The organism is Variovorax durovernensis, assembly GCF_977011995.1.
This window is the reverse complement of record NZ_CDRNCW010000001.1, coordinates 1,765,498-1,781,239: the sequence shown is the minus strand read 5'-3', so window position 1 is coordinate 1,781,239 and position 15,742 is coordinate 1,765,498. Positions and strand designations below refer to the sequence as shown.

At 68.2% G+C, this 15,742-nt stretch carries 15 protein-coding genes; 8 read left to right on the top strand and 7 right to left on the bottom strand.

Annotated features, from left to right (window positions below; genetic code table 11):
* Window positions 1-8 precede the first annotated feature (8 nt).
* The 3 genes from ACWV14_RS08455 (at window position 9) to ACWV14_RS08445 (ending at window position 2,705) form a co-directional block, all read left to right on the top strand.
* Window positions 9-680: a site-2 protease family protein gene (locus ACWV14_RS08455; protein WP_454907360.1), complete on the top strand. Its 672-nt coding sequence runs from the start codon at window positions 9-11 to the stop codon at window positions 678-680.
* A gap of 16 nt (window positions 681-696) precedes the next feature.
* Entirely contained in the window at window positions 697-2,028 is a 1,332-nt protein-coding gene (locus ACWV14_RS08450; protein ID WP_454907361.1) for a tryptophan--tRNA ligase, read from the top strand.
* A 74-nt stretch (window positions 2,029-2,102) separates the two neighbouring features.
* Window positions 2,103-2,705: a LuxR C-terminal-related transcriptional regulator gene (locus tag ACWV14_RS08445; RefSeq protein WP_081266230.1), complete on the top strand. Its 603-nt coding sequence runs from the start codon at window positions 2,103-2,105 to the stop codon at window positions 2,703-2,705.
* A gap of 159 nt (window positions 2,706-2,864) precedes the next feature.
* Here ACWV14_RS08445 and shkS read toward each other — a convergent pair whose 3' ends face one another.
* Window positions 2,865-4,280: a surface-behavior sensor histidine kinase ShkS gene (shkS, locus tag ACWV14_RS08440; protein ID WP_454907362.1), complete on the bottom strand. Its 1,416-nt coding sequence runs from the start codon at window positions 4,278-4,280 to the stop codon at window positions 2,865-2,867.
* 177 nt (window positions 4,281-4,457) lie between these two features.
* Between shkS and ACWV14_RS08435 the strand changes: the two genes are divergently transcribed.
* Entirely contained in the window at window positions 4,458-4,859 is a 402-nt protein-coding gene (locus tag ACWV14_RS08435) for a phage holin family protein (RefSeq protein ID WP_454907363.1), read from the top strand.
* Between the two features lie 19 nt (window positions 4,860-4,878).
* Here ACWV14_RS08435 and ACWV14_RS08430 read toward each other — a convergent pair whose 3' ends face one another.
* Together ACWV14_RS08430 and ACWV14_RS08425 are read right to left on the bottom strand one after the other, a co-directional pair.
* The gene (locus ACWV14_RS08430; RefSeq protein ID WP_454907364.1) at window positions 4,879-6,204 is read right to left on the bottom strand and encodes an FAD-dependent oxidoreductase; all 1,326 of its coding nucleotides are present in this window, start codon (window positions 6,202-6,204) and stop codon (window positions 4,879-4,881) included.
* A 1-nt stretch (window position 6,205) separates the two neighbouring features.
* Window positions 6,206-7,168: a Bug family tripartite tricarboxylate transporter substrate binding protein gene (locus ACWV14_RS08425; protein WP_454912700.1), complete on the bottom strand. Its 963-nt coding sequence runs from the start codon at window positions 7,166-7,168 to the stop codon at window positions 6,206-6,208.
* A 215-nt stretch (window positions 7,169-7,383) separates the two neighbouring features.
* Here ACWV14_RS08425 and ACWV14_RS08420 point away from each other — a divergent pair, with 215 nt between their 5' ends.
* A complete protein-coding gene (locus ACWV14_RS08420; RefSeq protein ID WP_454907366.1) occupies window positions 7,384-8,283 on the top strand; it encodes a LysR family transcriptional regulator in 900 nt (299 codons plus the stop codon).
* A 224-nt stretch (window positions 8,284-8,507) separates the two neighbouring features.
* The gene (locus ACWV14_RS08415; protein WP_454907842.1) at window positions 8,508-9,518 is read left to right on the top strand and encodes a LacI family DNA-binding transcriptional regulator; all 1,011 of its coding nucleotides are present in this window, start codon (window positions 8,508-8,510) and stop codon (window positions 9,516-9,518) included.
* 6 nt (window positions 9,519-9,524) lie between these two features.
* On the opposite strand, the gene ACWV14_RS08410 is transcribed toward ACWV14_RS08415, so the two are convergent.
* Together ACWV14_RS08410 and ACWV14_RS08405 are read right to left on the bottom strand one after the other, a co-directional pair.
* Complete coding sequence (locus ACWV14_RS08410; RefSeq protein ID WP_422085500.1) at window positions 9,525-10,589, bottom strand: L-idonate 5-dehydrogenase; 1,065 nt, start codon at window positions 10,587-10,589, stop codon at window positions 9,525-9,527.
* Window positions 10,590-10,608: 19 nt separating this feature from the next.
* Window positions 10,609-11,562, bottom strand: coding sequence for a 2-hydroxyacid dehydrogenase (locus ACWV14_RS08405; RefSeq protein ID WP_454907367.1), 954 nt, complete (start codon window positions 11,560-11,562; stop codon window positions 10,609-10,611).
* A gap of 165 nt (window positions 11,563-11,727) precedes the next feature.
* Between ACWV14_RS08405 and ACWV14_RS08400 the strand changes: the two genes are divergently transcribed.
* On the top strand, window positions 11,728-12,489 hold the full coding sequence (locus ACWV14_RS08400) for an SDR family oxidoreductase (RefSeq protein WP_454907368.1): 762 nt from the start codon (window positions 11,728-11,730) through the stop codon (window positions 12,487-12,489).
* Between the two features lie 4 nt (window positions 12,490-12,493).
* Window positions 12,494-13,033, top strand: a complete 540-nt coding sequence (locus tag ACWV14_RS08395; protein ID WP_454907369.1) for a gluconokinase — start codon at window positions 12,494-12,496, stop codon at window positions 13,031-13,033.
* On the opposite strand, the gene ACWV14_RS08390 is transcribed toward ACWV14_RS08395, so the two are convergent.
* Window positions 12,999-14,897 carry a glycoside hydrolase family 15 protein gene (locus ACWV14_RS08390; protein ID WP_454907370.1) on the bottom strand — a complete coding sequence of 633 codons (1,899 nt, stop codon included), beginning with the start codon at window positions 14,895-14,897 and terminating at the stop codon, window positions 12,999-13,001. The genes ACWV14_RS08395 and ACWV14_RS08390 overlap by 35 nt on opposite strands.
* A 95-nt stretch (window positions 14,898-14,992) precedes the next feature.
* Window positions 14,993-15,727 (bottom strand): RNA polymerase sigma factor FliA, encoded by a 735-nt coding sequence (locus ACWV14_RS08385; RefSeq protein WP_081266208.1) that lies wholly within the window; start codon window positions 15,725-15,727, stop codon window positions 14,993-14,995.
* Window positions 15,728-15,742 lie beyond the last annotated feature (15 nt).

Sequence of the window (15,742 nt, the reverse complement as noted above, 5' to 3'; positions counted from 1 at the left end):
ATCCGGCGGTGGATATTACAAGTCAGATTCAAACCGTCCTGATACTGGCGTTGCCAGTGCTGTTCGCCATCACGGTACCCGCCGTTGTCCGAGGCCGCGTGGCAAGCCACTTCGGCGATCAGACCGCAGCCATGATGGGTCGGCTCACGCTCAATCCGATCAAGCACATCGATCCGATCGGCACGCTGCTGATCCCGATAGTGCTGTACTTCGCAACTTCGGGCGCCTTTCTGTTCGGCTATGCCAAGCCGGTTCCTTTCGACCCGCGCAATCTGCGCAATCCGAAGCGGGACTTGCTCTGGGTGTCGCTATCGGCACCCGTTGCAAACTTTGCGATGGCGTTGGCTTGGGCGGTCCTTTTCGTCTTGTTGCGCGCAACCGGAGTAGACGAACCTTTCTTCGTACAAATGGCTCAGGGCGGTGTGCTCGTCAACCTCGTGATGTGGGCCTTCAATCTGTTCCCGCTTCCACCACTCGATGGAGGACGCATCCTCGCAGGGCTACTGCCCAACGGACCCGTGCAGAATTTTCTCGCGCGCATCGAGCCTTACGGCTTCTTCATCGTGATGGCATTGGTGCTGGCAGGCGTTCTCAGCAAGTTCTGGCTGCAGCCCTTGATGGCTGCGGGCTACGCCATCATCAACACCATCCTCATTCCGCTCGTGGCACTGCTGCGCTAAGTTCCCTCGTCGTTCCATGTCCCCGTCTTCCAAAGCTCCCCTGCGCGTCCTGACCGGCATCACCCCGTCGGGCACGCCCCACCTCGGCAACTACGTCGGCTCGATCCGCCATTCGGTGCGGCAAAGCGTCGCGCCCGGTGTGCAGAGCTTCTTCTTCCTGGCCGACTACCACGCGCTCATCAAGGTACAGGAGCCGGCAAAGATCCAGCGCTCCACCCTCGAGATCGCCGCCAGCTGGCTGGCCTGCGGCCTCGACCCCGAGCACGTCACCTTCTACCGCCAGTCCGACATTCCCGAGATTCCCGAGCTCACCTGGTTTCTCACCTGCGTCACCGGCAAGGGCGTGCTCAACCGCGCGCATGCCTACAAGGCGCAGATCGACAAGAACGTCGCCAAGGGCGAAGACCCCGACGCCGACGTCACGGCCGGCCTCTTCATGTACCCGGTGCTCATGGGCGCGGACATCCTGATGTTCAACGCCCACAAGGTGCCCGTGGGCCGCGACCAGGTCCAGCACATCGAGATGGCGCGCGACATGGCGCAGCGCTTCAACCACCAGTACGGCGAGCACTTCACGCTGCCCGACGCCGAGATCGACGATGCCGTCGCTACCTTGCCCGGCCTCGACGGCCGCAAGATGAGCAAGAGCTACAACAACACGATCCCGCTGTTCGCGCCGCGCGCGTACCTCCGCAAGCAGATCACCAGCATCGTGACCGACTCGCGCGCGCCAGGCGAGCCCAAGGAGACCGAAGGCTCCGCGCTGTTCCAGATCTACCAGGCCTTTGCCGACGCCGACGAGACCGAGATGCTCCGCAAAGCCTATGCCGACGGCATCGGCTGGGGCGATGCCAAGCAGCTGCTGTTCGAGCGCATCGACCTCGAGGTGGCGCCGCTGCGTGAGCGCTACGACGCGCTCATGAACAACCCGGCCGAGATCGAGCGCCTCCTGCTCATCGGTGCCGAGAAGGCACGCGCGCTGTCGAAGCCCTTCATGGTCGAGCTGCGCCATGCGGTCGGCCTGCGCAATCTCGCGGCCGGCAAGGACAAGGGCGGCGCCAAGGCGGCCAAGGTCGCGAAGCCCAGCTTCAAGCAATACCGCGAGAAGGCCGACGGCCTCTTCTATTTCAAGCTGCTCGATGCGCGCGGCGAAACCCTGCTCCAGAGCCGTGGATTCACCTCGCCGCAAGAGGCGGGCCGTACCATCGCGGTCTTGCAGGCGCAGCGCGGCGCTGCATTGGCCGCACTGGCCGGGCAGCTTGAACCAATCGACACAGAAGGAACACGCGCCGTCACCGAGGCGCTGGAGGTACTGGCCGAGGCAACGCCCACGAACCAAGGGAGTTGATCCGGCTGAACCCGCCGGCCTACCCGCCGGCGAGCAGGAAGAGAGAAGACGGTGCGATCACAAAGGAAGAAAACATGAGCATTTATGTCATCGACGACCACCCCCTGATGCGCGACGCGATCGTGATGGTCTTGCGGCGCTTGCGCCCGGCCGAGAACATCGTCGAGCTCGAGCGCCTCGACAAGCTCGCGGGCTCTGTCCAGCAGCGCGGCGCCCCCACCCTCTTCTGCCTGGACCTGAAGCTCCCGGACACCAATGGCGTGTCGGGCGTGATCGCGGTCAAGCAGGTCTATCCCAACGTGCCGATCGCCGTGTATTCGGCGGCACCGGCCGCCGACATGGAAGATGCCTGCATCGAGGCGGGTGCAGACACCTACATCGAGAAATCGGCCAGCTCCAACGAGCTGGCGGCCGCCCTTCGCGGCCTGCTGATGGCGGGTTCGGAAGACGAAGCCGACGAGCCGCCGGCCGCCAACAGCGGCAAGCTGTCGAAGCGCCAGACGCAGCTGATCGCCATGCTCGACAAGGGCATGAGCAACCGCGACATCGCCACCGACCTGGAAATCAGCGAGCACACGGTGAAGGTTCACCTGTGGCGGCTGTTCCGCCGGCTGGGCGTGAAGAGCCGGACACAGGCGCTGCACTATGCGCGCACAAACGGGCTGCTGTCGGGTTGAATCAGGCTAACCCCCAGGCTTCGCGCACTTCGTGCCGCTTCTCCTTCCCCCTTGCAGGGGGCAACACCTGAGGCCCGGCGGAGCCGGTTCCTCGATGTTTCTGGAATAAAAAAACCGCGCGCTGCGCGGTTTTTTGCTTTGGGGCGGCAGCTCTTTCCCTCAACCGCCCGACGCAGTCACCCGCGCCTGCGCCACCGCCTCGTCCGCGTCATGCAGCGCCACGCGAAACACGCTGCCGCTGCCCAGCCGCGACCGCACGCTCACCGGGTGGCCCAGCACGTGCGAAAGCCGCGCGACGATGGCCAGGCCTAGACCGAAGCCGTCGGAGGTGCCGGCATGGTCGGCCACCTTGTAGAACTCCAGGAACACGTCGCGCAGATGCTCGGGCGCGATGCCGATGCCGGTGTCCCACACTTCCACGCGCAGGCCGTCGCGCGTCTGCCGCGCGGCCAGCAGCACGCCGCCTTCGGTCGTGTACTTGATGGCGTTGGCCAGCAGGTTGCCGATCATGCGGCGCACGCGGATCGGGTCGGTCAGGAACGAGCCTTCGCAAACATGCACCCGGAAGTCCAGCCCGCGGCTCTCGGCCACCGGGCGATATTGCAGCTCCAGGTCGTGCAGCAGCTCGGGCACGTCGACGCGCTCGACGTGCAGGCGCACCTGGCCCGAGTCGATGCGCGCCAGGTCGAACATCGAGTCGAACAGTGCATTCACGGCATGCGTGGCGCGCACGATCTTCGGGGCGAGTTCCAGCACCAGTTCGGGCTCGTTGCGCAGCCAGTCGGCGTACAGCGAAAGCGCCAGCACCGGCTGCCGCATGTCGTGCGCGGCGCTGGCCAGGAAGCGGTTCTTCATGGCCACGGCCGACACTGCCGCCTGCCGCTGCTGCGTGAGCGACTTGATCAGGATGTGGTTGTGGAACAGCAGCTCGAGGCTGTTGCGCGCCGTCTCGTAGATGTGCCGCCCGGCCCGCAGCAGCAGGAACCAGTGCAGGATCGGAAGGATCGGCATCAGGTAGCTGTACTGGAACTGGGGGTGCTGCAGCATGATCCCCGACAGCCGGATCACCACGGCGCCCAGCATCGTGATGAACAGCGTGTTGACGTAGCGCTTGAGCAGCGGCGGATGCAGCGCCAGCCCGTTCAGCGGAAAGGTGCCCACGCCGGCCACGATGAGCCAGCTCATGAACTGGTTGGCCTGCGGCGTGCGCTCGAAGAACAGCAGCACCGAGAAGCCCCACACCACCGCGCTCGTGCCCCAGACGAAGCCGTAGCGCTCGGTGAACTGCAGCTGCGCCGCGGCACTGCGCCCGGCATAGCGCACCGCATAGACCTGCGCGCCCCAGGCCCGGCAGGCCGTGGCAATGAGGCCGGCCACCAGCCAGGTGATCAGTTCCCACCGCGGTATGTAGGCCCAGTTGAGGCCGACCATGGCCGGCATCAGCGCGGCCGAGACGAAGTAGGAGCCGCGCGCGGAGCGCATCAGGCTGCGGATGAGCTCGCCGCGCACCCATGATTCGGCCTCGTCGGCTGAAGCCGGGGCGGGTGTCAAGCTCGCGATCGACGCATTGGCCATATGGTGATGACCCTTGTTATCCGGCCACAAAAAAAGCCCCTTCTGCACGGGGCACCAAGAGGTCAGATCTTAACGGGGTGTCGTCCGTTGTTTCATCGCGTAACAAGAGAAAACGTCGGCGGGGCCGGCCACGGATAATGGCCGGCCCCTCTTTCCACGAATCACGAGCCCCCAGAGATGTTTAACAACTTGGCCCCTTTTCTCATCCACTGGGCCATCACGGCCATCTCGCTCTGGGTGGCGAGCCATCTGTTTCGGGGGATCAAGTTCGAGAGCACCGGCGCGCTGGTGGTCTCTGCCCTGCTGCTGGGCCTGGCCAATGCCATCGTCAAGCCGCTGCTGATCGTGCTCACGCTGCCGCTGACGCTGGTGACGCTCGGCCTGTTCCTGCTGGTCATCAACGCCCTGATGATCCTTCTGGTGGCCGCGCTGGTGAAGGGCTTCCGCGTATCCGGCTTCTGGACCGCGCTGTTCGCGAGCATCTTCATCTCGATCCTGAGCGTCGTCATCGGCTCGTTCGTGACGAGCGACGACCCGGCCGAGAAGGTGCAGATGCCGCAGACCGGCAACTGGCTCTGACGCCAGGCTGCCAGCGGCGCTAGCCGAGCACGGCGCCGCCGCGCAGCAGCGCCTCGCGCAGGGCCGGCACCCGCACCTTCCGCACCTGCGCCCCCATGCCGCCCTCCGCCGCCCTGGCGGCCATGGCCGCGGCAATGCCGGCGGCCTGCCCGACCGCCATCGAGATGGTCATCACCCGGATCGCCGCCAGCGCCTCGTGGCTGGCCGAGATGCCGCGGCCCACGCCAAGCGCGTTGTCGAGCGCACTCGGCACCAGGCTGCGGTACGGGATCTGGTAGGCGTGGTCACCGTCCATCGGCACGTAGTGCAGCGCACCGCCCGTCGCCGGATGGATGTCGATCGGGTATGCCCCCGCGGCAATCGCGTCGGGAAACTGCACCGGCTCCAGCAGCTCGGCCGCTGTCAGCACATGGTCGCCCTCCATCCGCCGCGTCTCGCGCACGCCGACCTGCGTGCCGAAGGCCCGCAGCCGACCGCGCTCGCAGCCGGGCACCGCATCCGCGAGGAAGCTCGCCGCCTTCCACGCCTGGCGCCGCCCTTCGATCTCGGCGGCGCCCAGCGCCATCGGGTCGGTGGCGTCGATGCCCAGGCGGCTGATGTTGAACCAGCCGTCATCCGAATACGGGTCGCGGCTCGAATGCAGCGCCGCGCGCGCCAGGCGGCCCTGCGAGAAGCCGAGCGCCGCCAGTTCGGCAAGCTCGGCCTTCGACAGCGCACCGAAGCGCTCGAAGTCGATCGGCCCGAAGCGGAACATCATCGTCGCCGGCTGCAGCGCCTCGCCATCGCCGAGTTCGAGAAAGCGCGCACCCGCCCGCTTCAGCGCATCCATGTCGCCCGACGCATCGACGAGCACGCCCGGGCGCAGGTGCAGCACCCCGCCCTTGGTCAGCACGCTCACCCACTCGATGCGGCGGTCCTCGCACGCCACGTCGAGCAGGCTGGCATGCAGCAGCGGCCGCACGCCGGCCTCGGCGACCATGTCGTCGAGCACCAGCTTGAGCACTTCGGGTGCGTATTCGACGCGGTCCATGCGATGCCCGGTGGACATCACGAAGGTCTCGTGCGCGCGAGCCCCGCCGTAGCGCCGCAGCCGATCGACCACCTCCTCTGCCAGCCCCGCCACCACCTTGCGGCCGTTGCCGGTCTGCCAGCTGTTGAACTGCGCCACCGCGCCGGCCGTCGCATTGCCGCCGAGGAACCCGTAGCGCTCCACCAGCACGACCGACGCGCCCTGCCTCGCCGCCGCCACTGCCGCCATCGTGCCGGCGACGCCGCCGCCGCACACCACCACGTCGGCCTCGACCATGCGGCTGCTTGCCCGGCCCTGATTCGTGCTGTCGTTCATTTCAGTTTTCCAGCTGGATGCCGCGGCTCTTCACCACCTCGCCCCAACGGCTGCCTTCTGCCTTGAGGTACTTGGCCGTGGCCTCGCGACCGCTGGTGAACGGTTCGAGGCTCAGCGCGGTGAAGCGCTTCTTCACCACATCGGACTGCAAGGACGCGGCCAGCAGCTTCTCGAGCCGGGCCAGCCCCTCGGGCGGAATCGATCCCTTGGGCGCGACCAGCGTGGCCCAGCCCTCGACCTCCAGGCTCTGCAGCTTCAGGCTGCGAAAGGTGGGCACGCCCTGCAGTTCGGCCACGGGCTGTGCCGAAGAAACGGCCAACGCGCGCAGCCGGCCAGAGCGGATGTGCACGATCACGCTCGGCAGGTTGAGGAACCCCATCGACACCAGCCCGGAGATCAGGTCGGGCATCAGCGCGCTCTCGCCCTTGTAGGGCACGCTGACCAGCGAGGTGCCGGTCTCCTGCGCGAACAGCTCGGCCGTCAGGTGCGCCAGCGTGCCGGTGCCGCTGTTGCCCGCGCTGAGCTTGCCCGGCTGCGCCTTGGCCTGCGCGACGAGGTCGGCCACCGTCATCGCTTTCGATTCGGCCGGCACGACCAGCACCAGCGGCTGCTGCGAAACCATGCCGATGGCGTCGAAGTCGCGCGCCACGTCGTATGCGAGCTTGGGGTTCAGCGCCGGGTTGATCACCATGCTGTTGCTGCCCATGAGCAGCGTGTGGCCGTCGCGGCTCTGCAGGGCCGCCGCCACGCCGATGGCGCTGCCCGCGCCCGGCTTGTTCTCCACGATCACCGCCTGCCCCAGTTGCGGCGCGAGCACTTCGGCCAGCACGCGCGCCGAGCCGTCCGCGCCGCCGCCCGGAGCGAAGGGCACGATGATGCGCACCGGCCTGGTGGGCCATGCCTCGGTGGCCCCGGCGCCGTGCCAGGGGCCGGCGGCCAGGGTGCCCGCGGCGCCGAGCGCCATGACCGAGAGAACGCTTCTGCGTGTGACACCGGGTGCCCGCGCACCCCGGCCCGCGACTGGACGGTGAACCATGTCTTGTATGCCTCTGCTTATGGTTTTGATCGACTGAAGAAACAGGCCGATGCTAGGAAAGCCGCGCCCGGCCGGCAAATACCAACACGTCGCAAGCCCATAACATCGCGTTATCGAACAACGCCGAAGAACGGGGCAAAGTCATGAACCTCCGACAGATCGAAGTCTTCCGCGCCGTCATGCTGGCCGGCTCCGTCACCGATGCCGCGCGCTCGCTGCATGTGTCGCAGCCCGGCATCAGCCGCATGCTGTCGCACATCGAGCTGCAGCTGGGGTTGCGCCTGTTCGAGCGCCGCAAGGGCAAGCTGCAGGCCACGCCGGAGGCACAGGCGCTGTTCGCCGAGGTCGAGCAGGTGTATCGCGGCGTCGCGCGCATCGATGACTGCGCGCAGGCGCTCAAGAGCGGCAAGATGCTCACGCTACGTGTGCTGTGCAGCCCGAGCACCGGGCTCGACATGGTGCCGCGCGCGCTCACGGCGCTGGGCCGCGAGTTCCCCGCCGCCCGTTTCTACGTCGAGGTGCTGATGGCCCGCGACATGGTCAAGCGGCTGGCCGCGCACGAAGCCGACGTGGCGATCTCCACCCTGGCCATCGACGACCCGCTGCTCAACGCGCGCACCATCGGCCAATGGACGCTGGCCGGCGTGTTTCCCAAGGGCCACCCGCTGGAGGCGCGGCGCACCCTGAAGCCGGCCGACATCCTGGGCGAACGCATGATCGCGTTCAGCCCCGACACGCCGCAGGGCCGCATCATTGCCGACTGGTGCCTGCAGCACGGCTGCCAGCCCGATGCGCAGACCGAGGTGCGCGCCGGCCAAACCGCCTGCGCCCTGGCGGCGGCGGGCGCGGGCGTGGCCATCGTCGACGACCTCACGGCGCGCGGCTGCATGACCGACCGGCTGAGCTTCCGGCCGATACGCAAGGCGCCGTCGTTCGACGTGTTCGCCGTCACCAACGACAACTTCGCGGCCTCGCTGCTGACCGGCCGCTTCATCACGCACGCCGAAGCCGCCCTGCGGCAGCTGAAGAAAGAGCGCGCCTGAACGTGAACGGGCGCGAACAGATACCTGTAACCCGGGTTTTCCGCAGGCTCAGCGACAGGCATTTCACTCTGGAGTTTTCACAAACGCCGGAGTTCTCGTAGCATCCGGACAGGCGATACCCGCGTTATCGGTATCGCATCACACCGCCTGCCTTCGAACCCGATTCCCGAGAGAGCCCATTGCCCCCGACCAAAGCCTCCGCCCCTCTGTCCCGCCCGCCCACCATGGCCGACGTGGCCGCGCGCGTCGGTGTGTCGAAGATGACGGTCTCGCGCGCGCTCAACCGCAGCGTGGGCAGCGACCGCGTCACATCGCAGGCGCTGCGCGAACGCATCCTGCAGGCCTGCGAAGAGATGGGCTACGTGATCGACCAGACCGCGCGCACCTTCTCCAGCAAGCGCTCGGGCTTCGTCGCGGCGCTGATTCCGTCGCTCAACAACTCCAACTTCTCGGAGACCGTGCAGGGCATTGCCGCGGCGGTGGAATCGCGCGGACTGCAACTGCTGCTGGGCTACACCGACTACCGCGTGGAGACCGAAGAGCGCCTGCTGCGCGCCATGCTCGCACGCCGGCCGGAGGGCGTGATCCTCACCGGCGGCTCCCACACGCCCGCCGCGCGCGCCATGCTGCAGGCCGCCGGCGTGCCGGTGATCGAGACCTGGGACCTGCCCGCCACGCCCATCGGCCATACGGTCGGCTTCTCGAACGCGGAAGCCGCCGCAGCGATGGTGCGGCACCTGCACGGCAAGGGCTACCGGCGCATCGCGTTCATCGGCGGCACTTCGAACCGCGACACGCGCGGCGCCGACCGGCAGCGCGGCTATGCGCAGGCGATCCGAGAACTGGGGCTGCCCGACGGGCGCGTCATCAGCTTCGGCCAGCCGCCGATCTCGATGGCGCAGGGGGGCGAGGCCATCGCGCAGCTCGTGCGCCAGTGGCCTGATGTGGATGCGGTGCTCTGCGTGTCCGACCTCTCGGCCTTCGGCGCGCTGATGGAATGCCAGCGCCAGGGCTGGGACGTACCCGGCCGCATAGCGATCGCAGGCTTCGGCGACTTCGAGGTCGCGCGCGCCTGCCATCCGCGCATCACCACCGTGGCGGTGGATTGCGTGGGCATCGGCACGGCGGCGGGCGAACTGCTGCTGCGGGTGATCGACGGCACGCGGGACGGGCACCGGCCGCCCGCGGAGACGGTGCTGATCCCGTTTCGCGTCGAGCAGCGGGAAAGCTCCTGAGCGACCTCAGGCGGCCGCTTCCGCTCCCGCAAAGTCGATCAGCACCTTCATCGCCTGCTTGCGGTCGCTCGCCAGCTCGAAGGCCTCGCGCGCCTTCAGCATCGGGAAGGTGTGCGTCACCACCGGCGACAGGTCGACCCGCCCTTCGTTGATGAGCCGCACCGCCAGCGCGAACTCGGCGTGGAAGCGGAACGAGCCGCAGATGCTCAGCTCCTTCGACACCACCATGTTCTGCGGAATGCTCACGTCGCCGCCCAGGCCGAGCTGCACGACCACGCCGCGCGGGCGCATCACTTCCAGGCCGTCGCGCAGCGCGCGTTCGTTGCCGGAGCATTCGAGCATCACGTCGAAGGTGCCCTTGTCGGCCGAATGGCGCGACACCCAGGTCTTGTCCTGCGCGACGTTGATGGTCTGGTCGGCGCCCATGGCGCGTGCAATGGCCAGCGGCTCGTCGACCACGTCGGTGGCGGTGATCTCGGCCGCGCCGTGTGCGCGCGCCGCCGCGATGGCCAGCACGCCGATCGGGCCGCAGCCCGACACCAGCACGCGCTTGCCCAGCAGCGGCCCGGCACGCGACACGCCGTGCAGCCCCACCGAGAAAGGCTCGGCCAGCGCGGCCAGCCGCAGCGGCACATGCTCGGCCACCTTCACGCACTGCGTGGCCTCGCACAGCAACATGTTGCGGAACGCGCCCTGCACGTGCGGCGTGCGCATCGCGCTGCCGTAGAAGCGCATGTCCAGGCACTGGTTGGGCAGGCCTTCAAGGCAGAACTTGCAGGCGCCGCAGGGGCGGCTCGGGTTGACTGCCACCTTGTCGCCGATGCGCACGCTCTCCACGCCGGGCGCCACCGCCACCACGGTGCCGGCTACCTCGTGGCCCAGCACCATCGGCTCCTTGATGCGCACGGTGCCGAAGCCGCCGTTGTGAAAGTAGTGCAGGTCGGAGCCGCAGATGCCGCCCATGCCGACCTTCACCAACACCTGGCCGGGGCCGATTTCCCCGGCGTCCTGTTCGTCCAGCCGCAGGTCGTCGGGGGCATGGATCACGAGGCACATACAACGCAAGCGCATGATTCTTTCCTTCGGGCAATCAGGCCACGGGGGTGATGAGAGGCTGGCCCGCGAAATGGGCCTCGAGGTTGCGGCGCACCAGCTCGCCCATGGCACGGCGCGTCTGTTCGGTGCCGCTGCCATGGTGCGGGGTCAGCACCACGTTGTCGAGCGCGGCGAAGCGCGGGTCGATGCGCGGCTCGTTGAGGAACACGTCGAGCCCCGCACCGGCAATGCTGCGCGCTTCGAGCGCCTGCAGCAGCGCGGCTTCGTCGACGGTGGAGCCGCGCGACACGTTCACCAGCCAGCCCTTGGGGCCCAGCGCCTGCAGCACTTCGGCATTCACGATGCCGCGCGTGGCCTCGCCGCCCGGCAGGATGACGATGAGCACGTCGCACCAGTCGGCCATCGCGCTCAGGCTCGCGAAGTGGCGGTGCGGGCTGTCGGCCTTCGGGCTGCGGCTGAAGTAGCCCAGCTCCACCTCGAAGCCCGAGAGCCGCTTCGCGATGGTGCTGCCGATGCGGCCGAAACCGGCAATGCCGACGCGCTGGCCGAAGACGCGCGTGGCCAGCGGTATGCCGCCTTGCGCCCACGCGCCGCTGCGCACGAACTGGTCGCTGGCCGCAATGCGCCGCTGCAGTGCAAGCGTGAGCCCCACGGCAAGGTCGGCCACGTCGCCGTTGAGCACGTCGGGCGTGTTGGTCACGCGGATGCCGCGCGCGCGGCAGGCTGCGAGATCGATGGCGTCGGTGCCCACGCCGTAGCAGGCGACCAGTTCCAGCTTCGGGAGCGACGCGATGAGCCCGGCGCTCGCGCCCAGTTCGCCGCGCGTGGCTATGGCGCGGATGTCGGCCGCATATTCGGCGACGAAGGCCGCCGGGTCCGGCGCCTCCCACAGGTGGTGCAGGGTGTATGCCGCCCGCATCGGCGCCATGTCCCACTCGGGATAAGCGCCGGCCAGGAGCACGTGCGGGGAAATGGCGGTAGCGGTCAAGCGGATGTCTCCTGCTGCATGAAAGATACCGGTAACTTTAACCAATTGCCCTGAGGAAAGCCAGCACGGGCTTCACCCATTGACGTTTTCACAAGATACCGGTAACTTACTCCCGTTGCCATGTACCGAGGCACCCCGTTCACGCCCCGTTCCCAGGAGCTTTTCTTGAAACTGTTCGACCTCTCCGGGCGCACCGCCCTCATCACCGGCTCCAGCAAGGGCATCGGCTTCGCGCTGGCGGCGGCACTGGGCCAGGCTGGCGCGCGCGTCGTGCTCAACGCACGCGATGCCGCCGCACTCACCGCCGCGCGCGACGCACTGCGCGCCCGGGGCATTGCCGCCGAATCGGTCGCTTTCGACGTGACGGACGCCGCCGCGGTCGAGGCCGGCGTGGCCGCCGTCGAGTCCGGCATCGGTGCCATCGACATCCTCGTCAACAACGCGGGCATGCAGCACCGCGGCGCGTTCGCCGAATTCCCCATCGACGCCTGGCACAAGATCACGACCACCAACATCGACAGCGTGTTCCTCGTGGGCCGCTTCGTGGCGCAACGCATGATCGAGCGCAAGCGCGGCAAGATCATCAACGTGTGCTCTGTGCAGAGCGAACTGGGCCGCCCCGGCATCGCGCCCTACGCCGCCACCAAGGGCGCGGTGAAGATGCTCACCAAGGGCATGGCCATCGACCTGGGCAAGCACGGCATCCAGGTCAACGGCCTGGGCCCCGGCTACTTCAAGACCGAACTGACGCAGGCACTGGTGGCCGACGAGGCCTTCACTTCCTGGCTCTCGGGGCGCACGCCCGCTGGCCGCTGGGGCGACGTCGAGGAACTCGGCGGCGCGGCCATCTTCCTGGCGTCGGACGCCTCGAGCTTCGTCAACGGCCACATCCTGTACGTGGACGGCGGCATCACCGCGAGCCTGTAATCACATGCCCCCGCAGCAGCCCACCTGCGTGGTGGTGATGGGCGTGTCGGGCACCGGCAAGAGCAGCGTGGCGGCGGGGCTGGCGCAACTGCTCGAGCTGCCCTGGGTCGACGCCGACGACCTTCACCTGCCCGAAGCCGTGGCGCGCATGCGGGCCGGCCAGCCGCTCGGCGATGCAGACCGCTGGCCCTGGCTCGACCGCGTGGGCCACAACCTGGCCGACCGCACCGCCGCGCCACGCGGCGTGGTGGTGGCCTGCTCCGCACTGCGCCGCGCCTACCGCGACCGGCTGCGTGCCGCGTCACCATCGCTTCAGTTCGTGTTTCTGGACGGGCCCGATGCGCTCATCCGGCAGCGGCTGGAACGACGCACCGGCCACTACATGCCGCCCAGCCTGCTCGACAGCCAGTTGCAGACGCTGGAACGGCCGGACGCGAACGAGACGGATGTGTGGCATGCCGCCATCGACACGCCCGTGGCGCTGATCGTGGCCGACATCGGCGCGCGGCTCACCCCGCGCGCGAAGGACGCCGCCGTCGTTTGACCGGCGCCTTGCCGTCGAGGTCCGCCAGCTCCCACACGCCGCCCGCAGCAGACACCAGCGCATGCGCGCTGTTGATCAGCCCGATGTGCGAGAACGCCTGCGGAAAATTGCCGAGCTGCCGCCGGCCGACGGGGTCGTATTCCTCAGCGAACAGCCCCAGGTCGTTGCCCAGCGCCAGCAGCCGCTTGAACAGCGCGCGCGCCTTGCGCAGCTTGCCCATGGCCACGTACACGTTGGTCAGCCAGAAGCTGCAAGCGAGGAACGCGCCCTCCCCGCCTTCCAGGCCGTCGACGCCCTTCTCGGTGCGGTAGCGATACACCAGCCCGTTGAAGATCAGCTCTTTCTCGACGCGCGCGATGGTGCCCTGCACGCGCGGATCGTGGATGGGCAGGAAGCCGATCAGCGGCATCCACAGCAATGCCGCATCGACCGTGTCGGCGCCGTAGTACTGCACGAAGGAATTGCTGGCCGCGTCGTAGCCCCGCGCGCAGACCTCGGCATGGATCTCGTCGCGCGCCGCGCGCCAGTGCTCGACCGGGCCTTCGAGGCCGAAGTCTTCCGCGCTCGCGATCATGCGGTCGAAGGCCAGCCAGCACATCATCTTGGAGTGCACGAAGTGGCGCGGCTCGCCGCGCACTTCCCACAGGCTGCAGTCGGGCTGCTTCCACAGCACCGTGAGCTGCTTCGCGATGGCGCGCTCCAGCGGCCAGACCTTGTCCATGTCCGCCAGCCCCGCCTTGCGCGCCGCGTGGAATGCCGCGATGACCGAGCCGTACACGTCGAGCTGGCGCTGCCCGTGCGCGCCGTTGCCGATGCGCACCGGCCTGCTGTCGTCGTAGCCCGGCAGCCAGCCGAGCTCCAGTTCGTTGAGCGAGCGTTCGCCGTGCAGGCCGTACATCACCTGCAATTCTTCGGGCGAGCCGCCCACGGCGCGCATCAGCCACCAGCGCCAGGCGCTGGCCTCTTCCACATAGCCAGAGCCGATCAGCGCATAGAGCGTGAGCGCGGCGTCGCGCAGCCAGCAGAAGCGGTAGTCCCAGTTGCGTTCGCCGCCGGGCTGCTCGGGCAGCGAGGTGGTCGGCGCGGCGACGATGCCGCCGGTGGGCTCGTAGGTCAGCGCCTTGAGCGTGAGCAGCGAACGCATCACGGGTTCGCGGAACTCGCCGTGGTAGCCGCAGCGGTCGGTCCATGCGCACCACTCGGCGCAGGCCTGCGCCAGCAGCGCGTTGGCGTCGCGCGTGACCGGCGGCTTCTCGTGCGAGGGTAACCAGTCGAGCACGAACGTGATCGACTGCCCGGCCAAAACGGTGAAGTCGGCGCGGCTCGCGAAGTCTTCGTTGACCAGCGGCACGCCGGAGCTGATCCGCACCGCGTCGGGTCCGGCGACGGCATGCACCGCGCCGTCGCGCCGCTCGACCCAGGGGCACCACTCGCCGTAGTTGAAGCGGATTCGCAACTCGGTGTGCATGTTCACGGTGCCCCGCACCCCCTGCACGATGCGCACCACCTCGTGCGTGCCGCCAGCGGCCGGGCGCGGCATGAAGTCGGTCACCAGGGCCGTGCCCTTGGCGGTGTGGATGGTGGTCTCCAGCACCATGGTGCCGGGCAGGTAGCGCCTCGTCACCCGGGCCTTGGCGCTCCTGGCGCGCATCGTCCAGCGGCCGTTGCGCTCGTCGCCGAGCAGGCTCGCGAACATGGCGGCGGAATCGAAGCGCGGCAGGCACAGCCACTCGATGTCGCCGCCCAGGTGAACCAGCGCGGCGCTGTGGGTCGAGCCGATCAGCGCGTAGTCGGCAATGGGCCGTGCCGGGCGGGCACGCCGCCGGCGCGTGGAGAGTTGTTGATTTTTCGGCTGCTGGGACAAGCCACCAGCCTCGCCCGCCGGCCGGCAGCATCGCGCCGGAGAGCGGCGCAACATGCTGCCGGACAACGCCTATCCGGCCGGGGCCGGCTGCGTTGTCAGAGCAGGTCCTTGAGCTTCGCGCGCAGCCTGCTGATCGCCTGGCTGTGCAGCTGGCACACCCGCGACTGGCTCACTTCCAGGATGGCGCCGATCTCGCGCAGGTTCAGTTCTTCCTCGTAGTAGAGATTGAGCAGCAGCTGGTCGCGCTCCGGCAGCGCCGAAATGGCATCCACCAGCTGGTGGCGGAAGCCGCTCTCCAGCAGTTGCTCCAGCGGGTCGTCGCCACTGCGCCGGTCGCGGCGCGCGTCCTGCGAGTGGATGTCCAGGAACGGGTTGTCCGGGTCGTCCTTCGCGAAGTCTTCGACGTAGAGCAGCTGGCAGCCATGTATCTCCTGCAGCATGGACTGGTAGGCCTCCAGGTCCATCTTCAGTTCCTTGGCGATCTCGCCTTCGCTCGGCGCGCGCCCGAGCCGGTGGCCGAGCGCATGAATGGCCTTCTCGATACCACGAGCCGACTGGCGCAGGCCGCGCGAGCCCCAGTCGCTGGCGCGCAGCTCGTCGAGCATGGCGCCGCGGATGCGCTGGCTGACGAAGGTCTCGAACTGCGCCCCACGGTTGTCCTGGTAGCGGCTGGACGCATCCAGCAGGCCCAGCATGCCGGCCTGGATCAGGTCGTCCAGCTCCACGCTGGCGGGCAGCTTGGCCATCATCTGCAATGCGATGCGGCGCACCAGCGGCTGGTGCTGCGCCAGCAGGTGCGATTTCTCGATGGTTCCCTGTGCGGTGTACACGGACGTCCTCTTGCG